Origin of the sequence: Phascolarctobacterium sp. ET69 (genome assembly GCF_023336935.1) — a bacterium.
In the GTDB taxonomy this organism is placed as follows: domain Bacteria; phylum Bacillota; class Negativicutes; order Acidaminococcales; family Acidaminococcaceae; genus Fusicatenibacter_A; species Fusicatenibacter_A intestinipullorum.
In genome coordinates this window covers 1-18,897 of the sequence record NZ_JAMBLR010000008.1, presented here as the reverse complement: position 1 = coordinate 18,897, position 18,897 = coordinate 1, and the positions used below count along the sequence as shown (strand labels likewise).

The 18,897-nt window shown below is 46.5% G+C and carries 21 protein-coding genes and 1 tRNA gene; 21 read left to right on the top strand and 1 reads right to left on the bottom strand.

The window, feature by feature from the left end; translation table 11 throughout:
- Window positions 1-22: 22 nt before the first annotated feature.
- Together M3079_RS09065 and M3079_RS09060 are read left to right on the top strand one after the other, a co-directional pair.
- Window positions 23-1,021, top strand: a complete 999-nt coding sequence (locus M3079_RS09065; protein ID WP_349293393.1) for an O-acetyl-ADP-ribose deacetylase — start codon at window positions 23-25, stop codon at window positions 1,019-1,021.
- A gap of 101 nt (window positions 1,022-1,122) precedes the next feature.
- A complete protein-coding gene (locus tag M3079_RS09060; protein WP_021715986.1) occupies window positions 1,123-1,767 on the top strand; it encodes a vWA domain-containing protein in 645 nt (214 codons plus the stop codon).
- A gap of 151 nt (window positions 1,768-1,918) precedes the next feature.
- Here the strand turns inward: M3079_RS09060 and M3079_RS09055 are convergent.
- Window positions 1,919-1,993: transfer RNA gene (locus tag M3079_RS09055), tRNA-Arg, on the bottom strand.
- A gap of 129 nt (window positions 1,994-2,122) precedes the next feature.
- Between M3079_RS09055 and M3079_RS09050 the strand changes: the two genes are divergently transcribed.
- From M3079_RS09050 to scfB, 19 genes are all read left to right on the top strand, one after another.
- Entirely contained in the window at window positions 2,123-3,244 is a 1,122-nt protein-coding gene (locus tag M3079_RS09050; protein WP_249078861.1) for an AI-2E family transporter, read from the top strand.
- Window positions 3,245-3,264: 20 nt separating this feature from the next.
- The gene (locus M3079_RS09045) at window positions 3,265-3,618 is read left to right on the top strand and encodes a CGGC domain-containing protein (RefSeq protein WP_021715993.1); all 354 of its coding nucleotides are present in this window, start codon (window positions 3,265-3,267) and stop codon (window positions 3,616-3,618) included.
- Window positions 3,619-3,655: 37 nt separating this feature from the next.
- Window positions 3,656-5,074, top strand: a complete 1,419-nt coding sequence (locus M3079_RS09040) for an Rne/Rng family ribonuclease (RefSeq protein ID WP_249078859.1) — start codon at window positions 3,656-3,658, stop codon at window positions 5,072-5,074.
- A 126-nt stretch (window positions 5,075-5,200) separates the two neighbouring features.
- On the top strand, window positions 5,201-5,512 hold the full coding sequence (gene rplU / locus M3079_RS09035) for a 50S ribosomal protein L21 (protein WP_021715995.1): 312 nt from the start codon (window positions 5,201-5,203) through the stop codon (window positions 5,510-5,512).
- Window positions 5,512-5,838: a ribosomal-processing cysteine protease Prp gene (locus tag M3079_RS09030; RefSeq protein WP_249078857.1), complete on the top strand. Its 327-nt coding sequence runs from the start codon at window positions 5,512-5,514 to the stop codon at window positions 5,836-5,838. The genes rplU and M3079_RS09030 overlap by 1 nt, the downstream gene beginning before the upstream one ends.
- A 6-nt stretch (window positions 5,839-5,844) precedes the next feature.
- Window positions 5,845-6,135 carry a 50S ribosomal protein L27 gene (gene rpmA, locus M3079_RS09025; RefSeq protein WP_021715997.1) on the top strand — a complete coding sequence of 97 codons (291 nt, stop codon included), beginning with the start codon at window positions 5,845-5,847 and terminating at the stop codon, window positions 6,133-6,135.
- Window positions 6,136-6,323: 188 nt separating this feature from the next.
- A complete protein-coding gene (gene trxA, locus M3079_RS09020) occupies window positions 6,324-6,632 on the top strand; it encodes a thioredoxin (protein WP_249078856.1) in 309 nt (102 codons plus the stop codon).
- Window positions 6,633-6,641: 9 nt separating this feature from the next.
- A complete protein-coding gene (gene trxB, locus M3079_RS09015; RefSeq protein ID WP_249078854.1) occupies window positions 6,642-7,556 on the top strand; it encodes a thioredoxin-disulfide reductase in 915 nt (304 codons plus the stop codon).
- Between the two features lie 181 nt (window positions 7,557-7,737).
- Entirely contained in the window at window positions 7,738-8,724 is a 987-nt protein-coding gene (bioB, locus tag M3079_RS09010) for a biotin synthase BioB (protein WP_249078851.1), read from the top strand.
- A gap of 12 nt (window positions 8,725-8,736) precedes the next feature.
- Window positions 8,737-9,507 (top strand): 6-carboxyhexanoate--CoA ligase, encoded by a 771-nt coding sequence (locus M3079_RS09005; RefSeq protein ID WP_249078850.1) that lies wholly within the window; start codon window positions 8,737-8,739, stop codon window positions 9,505-9,507.
- On the top strand, window positions 9,501-10,673 hold the full coding sequence (gene bioF, locus M3079_RS09000; protein WP_249078848.1) for an 8-amino-7-oxononanoate synthase: 1,173 nt from the start codon (window positions 9,501-9,503) through the stop codon (window positions 10,671-10,673). The genes M3079_RS09005 and bioF overlap by 7 nt, the downstream gene beginning before the upstream one ends.
- Window positions 10,666-11,433 carry a dethiobiotin synthase gene (gene bioD / locus M3079_RS08995; protein ID WP_249078846.1) on the top strand — a complete coding sequence of 256 codons (768 nt, stop codon included), beginning with the start codon at window positions 10,666-10,668 and terminating at the stop codon, window positions 11,431-11,433. The genes bioF and bioD overlap by 8 nt, the downstream gene beginning before the upstream one ends.
- Complete coding sequence (bioA, locus tag M3079_RS08990; protein ID WP_249078844.1) at window positions 11,426-12,817, top strand: adenosylmethionine--8-amino-7-oxononanoate transaminase; 1,392 nt, start codon at window positions 11,426-11,428, stop codon at window positions 12,815-12,817. The genes bioD and bioA overlap by 8 nt, the downstream gene beginning before the upstream one ends.
- 111 nt (window positions 12,818-12,928) lie before the next feature.
- Window positions 12,929-13,798, top strand: coding sequence for an RNase adapter RapZ (gene rapZ / locus M3079_RS08985; RefSeq protein WP_249078842.1), 870 nt, complete (start codon window positions 12,929-12,931; stop codon window positions 13,796-13,798).
- An 11-nt stretch (window positions 13,799-13,809) separates the two neighbouring features.
- Complete coding sequence (locus M3079_RS08980) at window positions 13,810-15,174, top strand: YvcK family protein (protein WP_249078840.1); 1,365 nt, start codon at window positions 13,810-13,812, stop codon at window positions 15,172-15,174.
- 12 nt (window positions 15,175-15,186) lie between these two features.
- Window positions 15,187-16,143: a DNA-binding protein WhiA gene (whiA, locus tag M3079_RS08975; protein ID WP_021715454.1), complete on the top strand. Its 957-nt coding sequence runs from the start codon at window positions 15,187-15,189 to the stop codon at window positions 16,141-16,143.
- Window positions 16,115-16,945, top strand: a complete 831-nt coding sequence (locus M3079_RS08970; RefSeq protein WP_249078838.1) for a polysaccharide deacetylase family protein — start codon at window positions 16,115-16,117, stop codon at window positions 16,943-16,945. The genes whiA and M3079_RS08970 overlap by 29 nt, the downstream gene beginning before the upstream one ends.
- A gap of 66 nt (window positions 16,946-17,011) precedes the next feature.
- Window positions 17,012-17,155 (top strand): six-cysteine ranthipeptide SCIFF, encoded by a 144-nt coding sequence (gene scfA, locus M3079_RS08965; protein WP_021715452.1) that lies wholly within the window; start codon window positions 17,012-17,014, stop codon window positions 17,153-17,155.
- Window positions 17,156-17,237: 82 nt separating this feature from the next.
- Window positions 17,238-18,638 (top strand): thioether cross-link-forming SCIFF peptide maturase, encoded by a 1,401-nt coding sequence (gene scfB, locus M3079_RS08960; RefSeq protein ID WP_249078836.1) that lies wholly within the window; start codon window positions 17,238-17,240, stop codon window positions 18,636-18,638.
- Window positions 18,639-18,897: the final 259 nt, after the last annotated feature.

Genomic DNA, 18,897 nt, shown 5'->3' with positions numbered 1-18,897 from the left:
AGATTGCAAAAGAGGTTTTATGATGCCATTACAAATTATTGCTGCTAATATTACTAAAATGAAAGTTGATGCCATTGTTAATGCTGCCAACAATAGTTTGCTTGGTGGCGGCGGTGTGGACGGCGATATCCACAAAGCGGCAGGACCACAGCTTTTGGAAGAGTGCCGGAAGCTGAACGGATGCAAAACCGGTCAGGCTAAAATAACCAAAGGTTACAACCTGCCTGCCAAATATATTATTCATACTGTTGGACCGCGTTGGATGGGCGGCATTGTTGGTGAAAAAGAAGCACTTGTTTCCTGCTACCGTGAAAGTTTGAAATTGGCAGTAGAATATAATTGTGAGAGTATTGCTTTTCCGCTGATTTCATCAGGTGTCTACGGCTATCCCAAGGATAAGGCATTGGAAGTCGCAGTAAAAACAGCGGAAGAATTTTTACGCACGCATGACCTGGCCGTATATATTGTTATTTTTGACCGTAAGGCATATCGTATTGCCGGTTCATTGTATGACGCTATCGAAACATATCTTGATGAAAGCGAAATTGTTGAAGAAGTACCGCGCCTGTATAATGTGCCGCCTTTAAAAATAAGCAAAAAGTTATTTAATAAAGCAGTTGCTGAAAAAAGCTGTGAGTATGGAAATGCAGAACGTGATTTAGAAAAATTTGTAAGTTTTATAGATGAAAGTTTTACAGAAATGCTTCTGCGCAAAATTGACGAAAAAGGCATGACGGATGCCGAATGTTACCACCTTGCAAACGTTGACCGCAGGTTGTTTTATAAAATCCGCAAGGATAAAAATTACCGTCCCAGCAAGCAAACTGCCATTGCTTTTGCCATAGCGCTTAAGCTGCCGCTTGACGAAGCGAAAGAACTGCTGACAAAAGCAGGGTTTGCGTTGTCTCCATCGCAGGTGTTTGACAGGATTATTGAATTTTTCATAATTAACAAAAAGTATGATATATACGAAATAAATACTGCTCTGTTTGCCTTTGACCAGCCTTTGTTGGGTGCATAAAATGTCGCTTTGCGGGCGACCAAAAGAGCCAACAAAAAATTTACAATATGGTTGTAAGCAGAAATGTTTACAGCCATATTTTTATTTTGGAGGTTATTATTATGAAACAAAATTTAACGGAGCTCGTTTTTATTATTGACCGCAGCGGTTCTATGGCAGGTTTGGAAGTAGATACTATCGGCGGATTTAACGGCATGCTGCAAAAGCAGAAAAAGGCAGAGGGCGAAGTACTGGTGACAACTGTGTTGTTCAATCATGAAAGCCAAACCATCCATGACCGTGTGGAGATTGATAAAGTGCCGCTGCTGACGGAAAATGATTACTGTGTTGGCGGCTGTACGGCTTTATTGGATGCTGTCGGCGAAACCGTGGAGCATATTAAAAATATCCACAAATACGCGCGGGCGGAAGATGTGCCGCAGCATACGCTGTTTGTTATTACAACGGACGGCATGGAAAACGCCAGCACTAAATACAGCTGTGTGCAGGTTAAACGTTTGATCGAGGAGCAAAAGGAGCGCGGCTGGGAGTTTTTGTTCTTTGGTGCTAATATCGATGCTGTTGATGTTGGCCACGATTTGGGGATTGCCAAAGAGCGTGTTGCAAATTTTAACAACGATGCCAAAGGTATTAACCTAAATTTTGCGGTAGTCAGCGAAGCAGTATCCTGCCTGCGTACCGGCAAACAACTTAAAGCAGACTGGAAAAAGAAAATTGACGAGGATTATAAGAATAGGAAAAAATAAAATAAAAAGATGCCTGCTGTTGAATAAATTAAATTTGCAGAAATAGCAATAATATTACTATTTTTAAAATAGCCGAAGTTTTAAATAAAAAACAAAACAGCCTGCCTTTGCATTTGCAAAAGCAGGCTGAATTTTTACAATATTATAATTCTGGTACGCCTGAGTGGAATCGAACCACCGCACGCGGCTCCGGAGGCCGCTGCTCTATCCACTGAGCTACAGGCGCACTATAACATTTGCATTATACCACAAATGTGCTGTTTGTACAATCGGGCTTAATGCACGTACTGTTATTTATTTTGCAGACGCCGTTTTTTATGTTACAATTAGCTTATTAAATGAAACGGAGTAAATTATGCAAAAAAACATCTGGCAGCAGCTTGTTGCCGTTATAATTTTTATATGGGCCTTGTGGAATTATGAAATAACCTTATCTCTGCTGGGCAGTGCGCTGGGTATTTTAATGCCGCTTATTACGGGCTGCGTTATTGCTTTTACCGTAAATGTGTTTATAGAAAAATTTGAGCAGATATGGATGCGTGTGTTAAAAGAGCGTGCTGCCAGGTTTAGAGGGCCGGTTTGCCTTATTGCAGGCTTTATGCTTATTTTTGGCGTAATAACGGCACTGCTTTTTGCCGTTTTGCCGGAACTGCATGCAAGCATTGTTATTTTAAGCCATAAGCTGCCGCAGGATATTGTATATTTTAATGCCTTTTTGCAGGAACAGCTTTTGGCGTGGAATTTTTCTCCTGAAGACGTGGCATACGTTCAGGACAAAATTTATGAATGGCAGACTGCCGTGGAAGCTTACTGGCAGGCCAATAAAGCGGCTCTGCTTTCGCAGACTTTAAGCATTACGGCTTCCGTTGCCGGTGTGGTGGCAAACCTTGTAATGGGTTTTGTATTTGCGGTGTATATTCTGCTGGAAAAGAAACAGCTTGCAGTATCATCACGCCGCGCGCTTTATGCTTTTTGCAGTGCTGAACGCGTCAGGTACATTATTGCGGCGGCATCGCTTGCCAAAAGGATTTGTTCCGGGTTTATCGGCGGGCAGCTTCTGGAGGCTTTCTTGTTGGGGCTGATGTGTTTTGCAGGTATGATAATTTTAGGCATACCTTATGCTTTTGTTATTTCCGCATTGGTTGCGTGCCTTGCGGTAGTGCCGTATATCGGCTCTATAACCAGTGCAGTTATAGGCTGCATATTTATAGTAATATCGCAGCCGGAAAAAGTTATTGTTTTCATTATCTTTTTCCTTGTACTGCAGCGTATCGAAGGCGATATTCTCTATCCGAGAATTGTCGGCAAATCCGTCGGTCTGCCGGAGTTGTGGCTGCTTGTTGCGGCTATGATAGGCGCAGGGCTTGGCGGCATTATGGGCATGATTATAAGCGTGCCTTTGTGTTCCGTTTTTTATGCGCTTTTCAGCGATTATATCAAACGGCGGCTGCAAAATAAAAAAATGAATGATATTTGAACTTTATGGAGGAATACTTAATGAAGAAAATTGCTGTACTGCGCTGCCTGCGTGTAAGCGCATCCTGCACGGGCAGCGGCTGCCTGCGTGCGTTAAACGAAAAAACAGGCGCGTTTGAACGCTATGGCGATGAAACTTTGCAGGCTGCTGCCGTTTTTACCTGCAACGGCTGCGGCGAAAATAAACTGCCTAACCAGGAAGGCATTAACAAAAAAGTTGAACGCATTATAAAAATGCAGCCGGACGCACTGCATTTAAGTAACTGCACCATGCCCAAAGATGAAAACGGCAACCGTGTAATCTGCCCGGTAATTAAAGAACTGGAAGATAAATTTACTGCTGCCGGTATTGACGTGGTGCGCGGAACGCATTAACTGCGTAAAGATTAAAGATTAAAGAAAGAGGGTGCTGATGACGGCTAAAATAATTATTTCGGCTGTTAACCCGGAAGAAACCCGTATGGGCATTGTGGAAAACGGCCATTTAATGGAATATGTTGTTGAGCGCAATAACAGTGCGCAGCTTGTCGGCAGCATCTTTCTGGGGCGTGTATGCAATGTGGTGCGCGGCATACAGGCGGCTTTTATAGATATTGGACTTGATAAGAACGCTTTTTTGTATTTGGGCGACAAAACAGGCATTACCGAAGGACAGCGCGTGCTGGTTGAAATAACAAAGGACGCCCGCGGCAGCAAAGGCCCCACGGCAACGCTTGATATATCGCTTGCCGGCAGGTATGCAGCGCTGCTGCCGGAAGCAAATTATACCGGCATTTCGCGTAAAATTACCGACAGTGCCGAACGCAGCCGCCTGAAGAAAATTGCCGACGAAGTTACAAACGGGGCGGCAGGCGCGGTTATGCGCACTAATGCTGCCGGTATGCCGGAAGAAGTTTTGCGTGCTGATTTGCAGCAGCTTATGGCAGACTGGCAGATTATACAGGCGCGTGCCAAGCTCGCACGTTCACCGCAGGTGCTGCACCGCGAACTTGATATTTCCGTACGCATTGTGCGCGACTATCTTAATGCCTGTATTGATGAAGTTGTTGTAGACAGCCCGGCTGTTTACGGGCGTTTGCAGGAGCTTTTGCAGAATATTGCCGAAAGCAGAAGCTGCAAACTGCTGCTGCATGACAAGCAGACCGATATTTTTTCATACTACCGTTTAAGCGACGATATTGCTTCCATCAGCGACAGGCGCATTGATTTGCCCAGCGGCGGCTACCTTGTTATAGATTATACGGAGGCTATGACTGTTATAGATGTTAACAGCGGGCATTTCAGCGGGCGCGAAAACCTAGCAGAAACCGTAATGCAGATTAACCGCGAGGCGGCGGACGAAATAGCTCGCCAGCTGCGTCTGCGCGATATTGGCGGCATTATTGTGGTAGATTTTATCGACATGGATAAAAAAGAATACCGCGAAGAAATAATGGAACGTTTGCAGCAGGCGCTGCGCGCCGATAAAATGAAACCCTGCGTGCAGGATATGACGGTACTTAACCTTGTGGAAATAACCCGCAAAAAAGCCCGTCAGAACTTGTCGGCAGTGCTTTATGCGCCGTGCCCGGTCTGCCAGGGCAGCGGCAGGGTGCAGTCGCAGGAAACGGTAGGGCTTGAAATAAAACGCCGCCTGCGTACGCTTCTGGCCAAGCCATGTGCGCCGCGCAGCATTTTAATTATGGTCAGCCCGTGGCTTGCCGAATGGCTGAACCATAAAGTTATACGCCAGTGGGAAAAAGAACTGAACTGCACGCTTGCCGTAACGGCAGAGCCGCGTTTGCAGCTTGAAACTTTTTCACTTTTGGACAACACCGGTGTTGACAAATAACGCCCGGTGTGGTAAATTATTCCAGTATAGACTGATTGAGTCTGTCCCCAACCGCGCAGAGAGGTTCCGTAAACTCCGGATGGAGTACCGTATTTGGCGAGTATATAACAAGGGAGGTGCAAATAAATGTACGCAGTTATTAAAACCGGCGGTAAACAGTACCGTGTTGCTGAAGGCGATGTATTGAACGTTGAAAAACTGAATGCAGAAGCCGGCAGCGAAGTAGTATTTGACGAAGTTCTTACCGTAGTTAACGACGCTGATGTTAAAATCGGCCAGCCTGTAGTTGAAGGCGCAAAAGTTACTGCTAAAGTTGTAGAACAGGGCAAAGGCGAAAAAATCCTCGTTTTCAAATACAAAGCTAAATCCAACTACCGTAAACGCCAGGGCCACCGTCAGCCGTTTACTAAAGTAGAAATCTCCAAAATTGAAGCATAATGGTTAAAGTCAGTATTTACCGTGATAAAAACGGAAATATTACTTCCTATGAGGTAGCAGGGCATGCCGGAGCGGCAGAGAAGGACGGTTACGACCTTGTCTGCAATTCGGTTTCCGTACTGACTCAGGCTCCGCTTATCGGTTTGGAGCGTTATTTAAAACTTAAGCCGCAGTACACAGTTGATGAAGAAAGCGGCATTTTTACATTAAAACTTGACCGGGCGGACAGCAATACACAGGCAATACTTGAAACAATGGTTCTGGCATTGCAGAGTGTAGAACGGCAGTTTCCGCAGTATGTCAAAGTGAAAGACACCAGGAGGTGAATACCGATGTTTGAACTGATTCTTCAATTACATGCTCATAAAAAAGGTACCGGCAGCTCCCACAACGGACGTGACTCCAACTCTCAGCGCCTCGGCACCAAAGCACATGAAAGCCAGCTCGTTACCGCAGGCAGCATCATTGTTCGTCAGCGTGGTACCCGTTTCTATCCCGGCCACAATGTAGGCATGGGCAAAGATTACACCATTTATGCAATGGTTGAAGGCCGCGTTAAATTTGAACGCAAAGGCCGCGATAAACGCCAAATCAGCGTATATCCGGTTGAAGAAGCTATGTAATTTGCTTATTACCCCAAAGTTTTTGGCTTTGGGGTTTTATTTTTGCCCGATTATAATAAAAATTATTTACTGCAAATGTGAATTATTTGTAATTTTGCTTTAATTTACAGCTTTTCTCCTTGAACAAAAGGTCAAAAAATGCTATGATTAAACCATGAGATAAGATAATTTTTTAAGGAGTGATATAAATGGTAGCATTACATTTAAGCGCAGAAAATTTTAAACAGGAAGTATTGGAAGCAAAAGGCAAGGTTTTGGTAGATTTTTTTGCAACCTGGTGCGGCCCCTGCCGTATGATGAGCCCGATTGTTGACCAGCTGGCCGACGAACTGGCAGATGTTAAGGTGTGCAAGGTTGATATTGACCAGGCTGAAGCACTGGCAACCGAATACGGCGTGGAAGTTGTGCCTACTTTTATTGTGTTTGAAAACGGAGAAGCAGTTAAAAGCGTAAGCGGCGTAATGCCGAAACCTGTAATTATGGATATGCTGAAATAAGGTGTTTTTATGGCTGATAAAATGACGGATATTATTATTATCGGCGGCGGCACAGCCGGAATGACGGCTGCCGTTTATGCCGGGCGTGCCGGGCGCAGTGTTAAGGTGCTGGAACAGAGCATTCACGGCGGGCAGATTATTAATACCAGCCATGTGGAGAATTTTCCGGGCTTTGACAATATTGCCGGTTTTGAATTTGCAACGGCACTGTATGACCAGGCTGTAAAATTTGGTGCTGAGTTTGTGTACGCAAAAGTTACCGGCATTGAAAATGCAGACGGCTTTAAACGCGTGCTTACGGCAAACGGGCATTATGATGCCAAAGCCGTTATTATCGCAACCGGTGCGCGCCCGCGGCCGATTGGCGTTGCCGGTGAGGAAAAATTTGTAGGACGAGGCATTTCTTTTTGCGCAACGTGTGACGGCGCTTTTTATAAAGGTAAAACCGTTGCCGTTATCGGCGGCGGCAACACTGCGCTGGATGATGCGGTTGTGCTTTCGCAGCTTGCTGAAAAAGTTTACCTTATTCACCGCAGGCAGGAATTTCGTGCCGAAAAACAGCTGGTAGAAAAGGTTCATAAACCTGAAAATATTGAGTTCATTCTCGATACCGTTGTAACTGGGCTGAAAGGCGATAAGCGCCTTGAAGGGCTGGAACTGGAAAACAAAGTTACCGGCGAAGAATCGGAACTTGCCGTGGACGGAGTTTTTGTAGCTATCGGCCAGATGCCGGAGAACGGTATGTTTAAAAATGTTGTTGAGGTTGACGCAGGCGGCTATATTGTTGCCGGTGAGGACTGCAAAACAAGCTGCCCGGGCATTTTTGCCGCCGGTGACGGACGCACAAAAAAAGTGCGCCAGCTTACAACGGCTGCGGCAGACGGTACTGTTGCCGCACTTGCAGCAAGCGAATATATAGGTTAAAAATAATAATTCAATGTAAACGGTTCTGTTTAAAAGCAGAACCGTTTATTTTTTACGCAAACTTCGGTAAACCATTTTAAATTTATGGTAAACCTGTTTACAAAGAATAGTTAACGTTGTATAATGTGGTTGTTAACCAAAATAAATAACAAGGTTTACGTAAACGGAGGGCAAAATTATTATGAATTTTATTATTGAAGTGGCTGATAAAGTTTTAAACGGCGGAGAAGTAAGCAGAGCCGAGGCAGAACGATTAATAAATGTAAGTGATGACGATACAATGCTGCTTTTGGCAATGGCAGATAAAATCCGCCAGAAATATAACGGCAATGCTGTCGACTGCTGCGCTATTATTAACGGCCGCAGCGGGCGCTGCCCGGAAAACTGCAAATTTTGTGCGCAGTCCGCTCATTATCATACCGGTGTTAAAGAATATCCGCTGCTGAGCGAGCAGGAATTTGTTGACGCTGCCAAAAAAGCCAAAGCCGCAGGCGCGGTAAGGTTTTCGATTGTTACAAGCGGCAGAGGGCAAAGCAAGGCCGATGATTTTGAAAACATCTGCAAAGCGCTGAAACGCATTAAAGAAGAAGTCGGCATTGAAGTTTGCTGTTCTCTGGGCATTTTAACAGAGGAGCAGGCCTTTAAACTGAAAGAGCTCGGCGTAACGCGTTATCATTCCAATTTGGAAACTGCGCCCAGCCATTTTCCCGATATTTGCAGTACCCATACTTATGAAGATAAAATGTTTACCATCCATAACGCGCAGAAAGCAGGCCTGCGTGTTTGCAGCGGCGGTATTTTCGGGCTGAACGAAACGCCGGAGCAGCGTGTTGAAATGGCGTTTGAACTGAAACGCCTTGGCATCGACAGTGTGCCGTTGAATCTTTTAACGCCGATTCCGGGAACTCCGTTTGAAAATAACAAGCCTTTAAAACCGTTGGAAATTCTGCGTGCTTACGCGGTTTTCCGTTTTATATTGCCGAAAGCGCTTATCCGCACCGCGGGCGGGCGTGAGGTTAACCTGCGCGATTTGCAGTGCCTGGCGCTAAACGGCGGGCTGAACGGCATTATGGTTGGCGGATATTTAACTACCGGCGGCAGAAGCCCGGAAGCCGACAAAGTAATGATTAGAGATTTGGGACGCACTGTAACGCATCCGGTTTTGTAAGGGGTGAGAGCTATGCTTTACAGTGTAAAAATGCGTTCGGCACAGGGCGGAGCGCATGAAGAAGGCGGCAGGCATATTTCCGGCGCGGAGCGCATTTTGCCGGAAGAACAGCTTGATTATGCCGTGCTTACCATGCTGCACCGGGCGCGCGAGCATGAACGCGGACGCGCGGATTTTATCAGCTTAAAAGTGGAAGAAATAAAGCCGCAGGAAATTGTTTATAAGCCGCTGTTAAGCTTTAGCACCTGCCCAGTAAAAACGGCGCAGGAAGGGCACCGGGCGGCAGTTGCCGAGCTTGAACGAGCCGGAGTGAAGCCCAAAGCCGCCCTTAAAGGGCTGGAAATGCTTGAAAACCTGCATGACAGCATGCGCGGTGCCATTGTTGTTGATTGTGAAAGCGGAATGCGTATTGACGGCATGGGCGAGCGCGGCGTACGTGCCAGCAAAATGGACTGCGTAAACAGCCGCGGCTATGATGAATATATGCAGGCGCGCGGTCTGACAGGTGACCATGTGCGCGAAGCGCTGGTGCTGGCATCCAAGGTTGCCGGGGCAGAAGGCATGGTTGCGGAACTGTGCTGGTCGGATGACCCATATTATGTTACCGGTTATGTTGCTTCGCCGCTTTATGGCTACCGCCGCATACCTGTAATGAAGGAGCGCGGCAGCGGTATTGGCGGCAGGGTATTTTTTGTGCGTCCGGGTACGGATATGCAAAAGCTGATTAATTACCTTGAAGAACAGGTAGTGATGATACAAACCGGGGAGGTGCTGACATGCTGACAGAACGCCTGCAGAAAGAACTGGAGCAAACTTATGCCAAAGGGTTAAGGCGCACTGTTGACGGGCTGCGCTTTAAAACCGCGGTACGCGCCGAAGATGAAAACGGCAAGGAATATCTTGTGTTTGCAAGCAATAATTACCTTGGGCTTACCCATGCGCCGGAGGTACAGCGGGCTGCGGCAGAAGCGGTACGCTGGGGAACGGGCAGCACTGGCAGCCGCCTTACAACAGGCGCGGCGTTTGAAACCGGCGAACTGGAAAAAGAACTGGCAGAGTTTAAACACACCGAAAGCGCAGTGGTGTTTAATACCGGTTATATGACCAATTTAGGCGTACTGTTTGCTTTGGTTAAACCGGGCGATGTTGTTTTCAGCGACGAGCTGAACCATGCCAGCATTATTGATGGCTGCCGCATTGCCCGTGCGCAGGTTGTTGTTTACAAACATAACGATATGCAGGGCTTGGAACGCCTGCTTGAAGAAATTCCTGCCGCTGGCGAGCGTTTTATAGTTACGGACGGCGTTTTCAGCATGGACGGCGATATTGCTAATTTGCCTGAGCTTGTGCGCTTGAAAGAAAAATACGGAGCCTGCCTGATGGTTGACGATGCCCACGGTGTTGGCGTTATAGGTGCGGACGGCAGCGGCACGGCGGCTTATTACAACATGCCGGGCACAATTGATTTGCAGGTTGGCACATTAAGCAAAGCGCTGGCGGCGGAAGGCGGGTACGTGGCTGCCAGTAAAACAATTATTGAGTATCTTATCAATAAATCGCGCCCGTTTATTTTTTCTACTGCACTGCCTGCCTGTGTAACGGCGGCGGCTCTGGCGGCTTTGCGCCTGCTGCGGCAAAAGCCGGAACAATATGTCGGCAGGCTGAAAGAAAATGCGGCCTTAATGCGCAGGTTGCTGCATGATGAAGGATTTGAGATAATCGACGGCGTAACTCCAATAGTGCCGGTGCTTACCGGCAGCAGCGAAAAAACCATGCGGTTTATGGCGGCGCTTTTGGAGGCAGGCATTATGGTTTCGGGCATACGCCCGCCGACGGTGCCGGAAGGCACAAGCCGCCTGCGTGTAACGGTAACGGCTGCGCATACCGAAGCAGAAATTAAGCAGGCCGCAAAAACTATGGGCAAAATATGGCGTGAATTAAATGCGTAAAGCGAAAGAAGGTTTTGGCATGAAAGCAATCGGTATAACCGCAACGGATACGGAATTTGGCAAAACGGTAGTAAGTTCCTGCCTGGCAGCAGGGTTTAAATATTTGGGGTTTGATATGGGCGTGTTTAAACCGGCGGCCTCCGGCTGCGTGCGTACGGCAGAAGGCAGGCTTGTTTCGGAAGATGCGGAACTGCTTATTAAAGGTGCGGGGCTTACAATGGCTCAGCACGACGATGTTGTGCCTTATGTTCTGGAAGCGGCGTTGGCACCGGCGGAAGCCTCCAAGCTTGCAGGCGTTAAATTAGAGCCTGCCGTAATGAAAAAAGCGGCGGCGAAGATGATAAACTCCCATAAACTGACTGTTGTGGAAGGCGTGGGCGGAATTTCCGCACCGCTGACGGATAATTACCTTGTAAAAGATTTTTTCTGTGATATGAAGCTGCCGGTAATAATTGTTGTTAAACCGCTTTTGGGCAATGTTAACCACGCTGTTTTAAGCGCTTATTACGCACAGCACGAAGGCTTGAAGGTACTGGGCTTTATTGTTAACGGCTGGGATGAGGAAAATGCCGGTGTTTTGGAACACAGCAACCTTTATTATTACGAAAAATTAACCGGGCTGCCAGTTTTGGGCAGGCTGCCGGTTTTAAATAAAGAACTTTTAACCGGCCCTGATATGCTTGAAGCGGGTAAAATTGCCGCGGAAAACATAGATTTACAGCGCATTTATAAACTTTTGGGAGATGGCGAAAATGAATAAATGGGAAGAACTCGATAAAAAATATATCTGGCATCCTTTTACGCAAATGAAAGGCTGGGTTGAAAATCCGCAGCTTGTTATTGAACGCGGCGACGGCGTAAAATTGTACGATACCGAAGGGCGCGGTTATTATGACGGTATTTCCAGCCTGTGGGTAAATATTCACGGGCACCGCCGCAGGGAAATTGATGACGCCATTAAAGCGCAGATTGACAAAATTTCCCATTCCACACTGCTGGGGCTTATTAACCAGCCTTCGGCAGAATTTGCGGAAAAACTGGTGGAGATTACGCCGGAAGGATTAAATAAAGTTTTTTATTCGGATGACGGTTCTACCGCAGTTGAAGCTGCCGTTAAAATTGCTTTTCAGTACTGGCAGTTTAAAGGCAGGCCCGAAAAACAGCTGTTTATTAATCTTGGCGATTCTTACCACGGCGATACGGTAGGCGCCGTAAGCGTCGGTAATATCGACGTGTTCCATAAAGTTTACAAGCCGCTTTTGTTTGCCACTAAAAAAATGACCTGCCCGTCTTTTTATCACAGCAAACTGGGATTTAAAACCGAAGAAGAATTTTTAAAATATTTGCTTGACGAGCTTGAAGCCTATTTAAAAGAAAATGCAAACCACGTTGCAGCAATGATTATTGAACCTCTGGTGCAGGCTGCCGCGGGCATGCTTATGCAGCCGAAGGGCTATATTAAGGGCGTACGCGAGCTTACCAAAAAATACGGCGTACTGTTAATTGTGGATGAAGTTGCAACTGGCTTTGGGCGTACCGGCAAAATGTTTGCCTGCGAACATGAAGGCGTACTGCCTGATTTAATGTGCATGTCCAAAGGCATTACTGGCGGTTACCTGCCGCTAGGCGCAACCATGGTTACGGATGAAATTTACAATGCCTTTTTGGGAGAGCCTGAAGAATACAAAACTTTTTACCATGGGCATTCCTATACCGGCAACCCGCTGGCGTGTGCGGCAGGCCTGGCCGGGCTTGAAATTTTTGCCAAAGATAAAGTTATTGCAGGTTTGCCTCCCAAAATGGCAGTTATTGAAAAATATATGGAAAAATTCGGCAAAATGCAGTATGTTGGCAATGCAAGGCAGTGCGGCATGCTGGCTGGCATTGAACTTATGCGCGATAAGGAAAACAAAGTTCCGTTTGACCCGGCACTTTTAATTGCCGGCGGCATTTGCCAGAATGCACGCAAATATGGTTTGATTGTCCGCAATATCGGCGATGTAATTATTTTTATGCCGCCTCTGGCAAGCACGGCTGAGCAGATTGAAGAAATGCTCGGCATGCTTGAAAAATCCATGGCGGAAGTATTTGAGAAAATTGCAGGCGGCAGCAAAGTTGATTTTTCCGACCCTTGCGCTTTTTAATCAGCCTCCATTTCCGGCGCTCTTGTGACAGGGCGCCTTTTATTTTTATTTTTTGTTGCAGGTGTATGGTATAATAAAAATGATACACAGCAAGTTTTGGCGGTGATGATAATGGAGGAATCTAAATTTTTAATAATAACCGGTATGTCGGGCGCGGGCAAAACGCAGGCTATCCGCACGCTTGAGGATATGAACTATTTTTGCGTTGACAATATGCCGCCGGCGCTGATTACCAAATTTGCGGAACTGTCCAGGCAGGCATCCGCGCCGCGCAACACGGCAATAGTTGTTGACATACGCGGCGGACGCTTTTTTGACAAACTGGCAGAAGTTTTGGACGAACTGCGTTTAAACGGCTATTCGTATGAAGTACTGTTTCTGGATGCTTCCGACGCGGTGCTGATAAGAAGGTACAAGGAAACCAGGCGCCGCCATCCTTTGGGGCAGGGCAGAACGTTAAGCGAAAGTATTTCTTACGAACGCAGCAGCCTGCAAAAAATCAAAGACCGTGCAACGTATATTATCGACACTACCGATATGCGCGCCGACGCGTTGAAAAACAAAATCCGCGAGCTGTTTTCCGTAAGCGGAACGGGCGAACCCATGTCGGTAACGGTGCAGTCTTTCGGGTTTAAACATGGCCTGCCGCTTGACAGCGATATGGTGCTTGATGTACGTTTTTTGCCGAACCCTTTTTATGAAGACGACCTGCGGATGTTAACCGGCAATGATGAACAGGTTGCGCAGTTTATAGAGCATTATCCGCAGACGCAGCAGTTTTTGGCAAAAGAAGAAGATTTGCTGGAAATGCTTTTGCCGCAGTACGTGGCGGAAGGCAAAAGCCAGCTTGTAATCAGCGTCGGCTGCACCGGCGGCCAGCACCGTTCTGTTTATATTGCCAATAAGCTGGCGGCGTTTTTGCGCAGGCAGGGCTATAAGGTTCTGTTAAGCCACCGCGATTTAAGGCTTAAAAACCGCTGAAGGAGGCTATTATGGGCTGGATTAGCTGGCTGTGCCCTGGCATGAATTTAAAGCGCTGGCTGCTTTTGTTTACAGTAGGCGTTTTATGCTGTGCGCTTGGGCTGGCATTATTTTTTAATTATCAGTTCATGGGCTATGTTGAAGAATTAATGTTCCGCATGGCCTATCTTACAACCGGCAAATATTCCAATACGGTTTCCATGCTGGGTGGCTTTTTATTCCTGTGCATCGGCGGCTTTGTCATGATATATGCAACAAGGCGCGTTATCCGTTCCGTTGTGGAAGCAGTTCTGCCGGACAACAATTCATCTTTAATGGAAAAAATCTTTACGCAGAGGAAACTTGGGCGCGGTCCTGCCATTACCGTTATTGGCGGCGGCACTGGGCTTTCCACTCTTTTGCGCGGCATGAAATATATAACAAGCAACTGCAATGCCGTTGTTACCGTGGCAGATGACGGCGGTTCTTCCGGGCGTCTGCGCAAGGAAATGGGCATTATTCCGCCCGGCGATTTGCGTAACTGCCTTGTAGCGCTGGCAGACCGTGAGCCTTTGATGGAACGCATTATGCAGTTTCGTTTTAACGACGGTTCGCCGCTGGCAGGGCACAACTTCGGCAACCTTTTTATTGCGGCCATGGCAGAAGCCGAAGGAAGCATGGAAGCAGGCCTTGCAGCAACAAGCCAGATTTTAAACGTGCGCGGCAAGGTAATTCCTTCCACGCTGAGCGATATCCGCCTGAAAGCGGAAATGACGGATGGCACGTTAATAGAAGGCGAATCGGAAATACCAAAAGCACATAAGCGTATACGCCGCGTTGGCATTGAACCTTCAAACGTGCAGGCCACAAGCAGCGCTGTTGATGCCATTATGAAGGCAGATGTGCTGATTCTTGGGCCGGGCAGCCTTTATACAAGCGTAATACCGAACCTCATGGTGGAAGGAATCCGTGAAGCAGTGCTGCGGTCGGACGCTGTAAAAATTTATGTCTGCAATGTAATGACGCAGCCTGGTGAAACAGACGGCTACGGTGCTTTCGAGCATGTACAGGCGCTTATTACCCATGCAGGCGCGCAGTTTTTGGATTACGTTATCGTTAATGACCAGAACGTTACGGAAACGCAGCTTGCGCAGTATCAGTTAAAAGGTTCCATTCCGGTTACGCCAGATATTAAAAAGATTGAACGCCTCGGCATTAAGGTTGTGCCCAAGAGCCTTATCAGCAATAAGGATTTGGTAAGGCATAACCCGCAGAAGCTTGCTCAGGCAGTTATTTCGCTTATTTACCGCCTGCGGCTGTTCGGCAAGGGCTTCCGCTTTTTCGATTACTTCTTCATGCGCCAGAGTATGCGCAAATTAAAAAATAAATCGGTGTAAAAGGGTAAGGCAATGTCATTTTCCAACGAAGTAAAAAACGAATTGTCACGTCTTGAAGTTTCTAAAAAATGCTGCGAAAGGGCAGAGCTTTTGGGGCTTTTGCGTGTAAGCGGCGCCGTTATTTTGCAGGGGCGCAATATGGGTATCCATTTTTCAACCGAAAATGCTGCCCTTGCACGCCGCATGCTGCAAATGTTAAAAAGCAATTATAATGTGCAGACGGAAGTTGTCATTACGCGCTCGCGCCGTTTAAAAAAGAACAACCGCTATCAGGTCAGGGTTATTCCTTCCAAGGAAGCGGGCAAAGCGCTGCATGAATTACAGCTTTTGCCTTACAGCGATGTTGCGGAAAGGCATAAACTGCTTGCCAAATCCTGCTGCCGCAGGTCATTCCTGCGCGGGGTGTTTCTGGCAGGCGGGTCTGTAAGCAAGCCTTCAAGCGATTATCATTTGGAAGTGGTAACGGAAAACGAAGAACTGGCCAAAAGCATTGTAAAGGTAATGCATGGTTTTTCGCTGCCGGCAAAAATTACCGACCGCAAAAATGATTTTATTGTTTACATGAAGGAAGGCAACAGCATTATTGACTTTCTTTCGGTTATCGGCGCGCATAATGCACTTATGGAGTTTGAAAATGTGCGTATTGTTAAAGAAATGCGCAATAATGTTAACCGCGTTGTAAACTGCGAAACGGCCAATTTGAATAAAGTTGTGCAGGCTGCGGTTGAACAGCTTGAAAGCATCCGCTATCTGGAAAAGAAGGGGCATTTTGGCAAGCTGCCTGCGGCACTGCGCGAAACGGCAGAACTGCGCCTTGAAAACCCGGATGCTTCACTGGCGGAACTTGCCAAAGCCGCTAACGGTAAAATAAGTAAATCCGGCCTTAACCACAGGCTGAAAAAATTACAGCAAATTGCAAAAGAACTGGGGCTGGAAATTAATGATAAAAATAAAGAGCAAGTGGATTAAAATAGTTCTGCTGGTGCTGGTTGTTGCTGCGGCAGCGGCTGCGAAGCCTTTTTATGACGGTTACAGCGAATACCGCAAAAATGCAGTGCCGGTTTTGGAATACCATTCCGTTGGCGGCAGCGATGAATGGCCTGCCGAAGTAATAATCAAAACCGAAGCTTTTGAAAAACAGCTGCAGTATCTTCATAATAACGGCTACCGCATGCTTTCCATGGAGCAGATGATAGACGGCTTTAAAAACGGAAAAGACATGGGCAAAGCGGTTGTGCTTACTTTTGACGACGGCTATATGGATAATTACACCAATGTTTTTCCGCTGCTGAAAAAATATAATGCCAATGCTTCGTTTTTTATAGTGCAGTCTAAAATAGGCAAGCCCAATTATATGGGGCATAACGAAATTACGGAGCTGATTCGCGCAGGCAACGATTTGGCTTCCCATACAATCAACCACAACATTTTAACTGATATTGACCCCAAATATTTTGCGTGGGAACTTTCAAGTTCCAAATTCTTTTTAAAAAAGGAATTTGATATGTATTATGTGCATCTGCTTTCGTATCCCAACGGCAAATATGACGAAAAAGTAATTGCCGCAGCGCAGAAGTACGGTTACAACTATGCTGTTACTGGCAAAAACGGCGCCGTTGATAAAAACTGGGTGGAAAACCATCCGATGGAAATCGGGCGCGTAATTATTAAGGGCGACATGATGGAAAGCGAGTTTGAAAGCAAACTGGAACGCTCCTATTTATTGGGGTATTTAAAAAGCGTGGTTTTCGGCAGCCTGTTTTTTTACTGATAAGGCTTGCGGATTTAGTTAAAACACGGTACAATATTATAAATAATGATTTTGGAGGAATGAACGATGAAAAAACATATCACTACCGTAAATAAAGCAATGCTCAACAAAACTTTAAGAACCGGCGGCTGCGGCGAATGCCCGGCTTCCTGTCAGTCTGCATGCAAAACTTCCTGCACTGTAGGCAACCAGGTTTGTGAACATAAATAATCCGTTCGGATAAAAATTAGCAGATCTGTTACAGCTCCCTGCATGTCAGGGGGCTGTTTTATGCTTTGAAAGGTGGAATTTGATGCTGATACATAAAATGCGCCTTGACGATTACAAGGCTGTGCTTGACGTTAACAGCGGTGCGGTGCATTTGGTTGATGACCTGATTTACGATTTGCTGGATGTTTTTAACGGCGAAAACGGTGAAGAAGCCATAAGCGCAATGAAAGACCGCTATGACGAAGCGGAACTGCGTGAAGCCGTTGAAGAACTGACGGAACTGAAAAATGAAGGACTGCTTTTTTCTCCTGAATTTGAAGTGCCGCCTACTTTCAGCGAAACTCCGGTTTTAAAATCGTTATGCCTGCATATTGCGCATGACTGCAACCTACGCTGTGGCTACTGTTTTGCCGGTACCGGCGATTTTGGCGGCTGCCGCGCTTTGATGAGCAAAGAAGTTGCCGAAAAAGCAGTTGAATTTGCCATTACAGGCAGCAAAAAACGCCATAATCTGGAACTTGATTTGTTCGGCGGCGAGCCGCTGATGAACTGGCCGGTTGTGGAGCACGTTATTAACTATGTGCGCCGCCGTGAACAGGAAACCGGCAAAAACATCAAGCTGACACTTACAACCAACGGCACTTTGCTGAACGATGAAAACATTAAATTTTTGAACGATAACCGCGTAATGCTGGTATTAAGCCTTGACGGCAAAAAGGAAACTCACGACAGGATGCGTCCGTTCCCGAACCATACGGGCAGCTATGATGCAGCTGTACGCGGCTTTAAAAAAGTTATTGAAAGCCGTCATGGCAAAAACTATTATCTGCGCGGAACTTATACCCATTACAATCCGCATTTTTGCGAAGATACCCTTGATATGACCAAAATCGGCAAGGAAATTTCCGTAGAACCGGTTGTCGGCACTGATGAGCCGTATGTACTTACCGAAGAAGATTTGCCGGTATTGTACGAAGAATACGATAAACTGGCGCGTGCATACCTGCAAAAACGCCATGAAGGCGACCCGTTTGACTTTTTCCATTTTAATGTTGCACTTGATAACGGGCCCTGCGTTGCCAAAAGGTTGGCTGGCTGCGGTGCCGGGCATGAATATTTTGCCATTACTCCGGAAGGCGATATTTACCCCTGCCACCAGTTTGTAGGGCGTGAGCAGTATAAACTCGGCACTCTTGATACCGGTGTTGTAAAACCTGATTTGGTGCAGAAATTCCGCCATACCCACGTAATGACGAAGCCTGCCTGCCGCGAGTGCTGGGCAAGGTTCTTCTGCAGCGGCGGCTGCCATGCCAATGCCGACCTTATTAACGGCGATATTTCCATCCCGTATGAATACGGCTGCAAATTGCAGAAAAAGCGCCTGGAATGTGCCATTATATTGCAGGCCGTTCTGTCTGCCGAAGCACAGCAGGGCGAGGATAACAGGCCGCATATAACAAACTTTAAGTTCGAAACAGAATAAATTTTTCATACCCCTGCGAAAAAATTTGCGCAGGGGTATTGCATTTTATCGTAAAATCTGCTAATATACTAAATACAGTTTGTTACACAAGTTTAACAAATGCTTAACTTAAAAAAACTTTTCGAAAAAAGTAAAAAAAGCACTTGACAAACCTTTGAAAGTGTAATAAACTATACAAGTCGCCGGAAAACGGCAGCACCTTGAAAACTGAACAAGAACCAAGAAAAAGCGAATGTGCGGGCGAGTTTGCTTAAAGCGG

Excerpts from the sequence above, each read along its gene's own strand:
- M3079_RS09065 (WP_349293393.1), top strand. The coding sequence starts at position 23 with ATGCCATTACAAATTATTGCTGCTAATATTACTAAAATGAAAGTTGAT.
- M3079_RS09060 (WP_021715986.1), top strand. The coding sequence starts at position 1,123 with ATGAAACAAAATTTAACGGAGCTCGTTTTTATTATTGACCGCAGCGGT.
- M3079_RS09050 (WP_249078861.1), top strand. The coding sequence starts at position 2,123 with ATGCAAAAAAACATCTGGCAGCAGCTTGTTGCCGTTATAATTTTTATA.
- M3079_RS09045 (WP_021715993.1), top strand. The coding sequence starts at position 3,265 with ATGAAGAAAATTGCTGTACTGCGCTGCCTGCGTGTAAGCGCATCCTGC.
- M3079_RS09040 (WP_249078859.1), top strand. The coding sequence starts at position 3,656 with ATGACGGCTAAAATAATTATTTCGGCTGTTAACCCGGAAGAAACCCGT.
- rplU (WP_021715995.1), top strand. The coding sequence starts at position 5,201 with ATGTACGCAGTTATTAAAACCGGCGGTAAACAGTACCGTGTTGCTGAA.
- M3079_RS09030 (WP_249078857.1), top strand. The coding sequence starts at position 5,512 with ATGGTTAAAGTCAGTATTTACCGTGATAAAAACGGAAATATTACTTCC.
- rpmA (WP_021715997.1), top strand. The coding sequence starts at position 5,845 with ATGTTTGAACTGATTCTTCAATTACATGCTCATAAAAAAGGTACCGGC.
- trxA (WP_249078856.1), top strand. The coding sequence starts at position 6,324 with ATGGTAGCATTACATTTAAGCGCAGAAAATTTTAAACAGGAAGTATTG.
- trxB (WP_249078854.1), top strand. The coding sequence starts at position 6,642 with ATGGCTGATAAAATGACGGATATTATTATTATCGGCGGCGGCACAGCC.
- bioB (WP_249078851.1), top strand. The coding sequence starts at position 7,738 with ATGAATTTTATTATTGAAGTGGCTGATAAAGTTTTAAACGGCGGAGAA.
- M3079_RS09005 (WP_249078850.1), top strand. The coding sequence starts at position 8,737 with ATGCTTTACAGTGTAAAAATGCGTTCGGCACAGGGCGGAGCGCATGAA.
- bioF (WP_249078848.1), top strand. The coding sequence starts at position 9,501 with ATGCTGACAGAACGCCTGCAGAAAGAACTGGAGCAAACTTATGCCAAA.
- bioD (WP_249078846.1), top strand. The coding sequence starts at position 10,666 with ATGCGTAAAGCGAAAGAAGGTTTTGGCATGAAAGCAATCGGTATAACC.
- bioA (WP_249078844.1), top strand. The coding sequence starts at position 11,426 with ATGAATAAATGGGAAGAACTCGATAAAAAATATATCTGGCATCCTTTT.
- rapZ (WP_249078842.1), top strand. The coding sequence starts at position 12,929 with ATGGAGGAATCTAAATTTTTAATAATAACCGGTATGTCGGGCGCGGGC.
- M3079_RS08980 (WP_249078840.1), top strand. The coding sequence starts at position 13,810 with ATGGGCTGGATTAGCTGGCTGTGCCCTGGCATGAATTTAAAGCGCTGG.
- whiA (WP_021715454.1), top strand. The coding sequence starts at position 15,187 with ATGTCATTTTCCAACGAAGTAAAAAACGAATTGTCACGTCTTGAAGTT.
- M3079_RS08970 (WP_249078838.1), top strand. The coding sequence starts at position 16,115 with ATGATAAAAATAAAGAGCAAGTGGATTAAAATAGTTCTGCTGGTGCTG.
- scfA (WP_021715452.1), top strand. The coding sequence starts at position 17,012 with ATGAAAAAACATATCACTACCGTAAATAAAGCAATGCTCAACAAAACT.
- scfB (WP_249078836.1), top strand. The coding sequence starts at position 17,238 with ATGCTGATACATAAAATGCGCCTTGACGATTACAAGGCTGTGCTTGAC.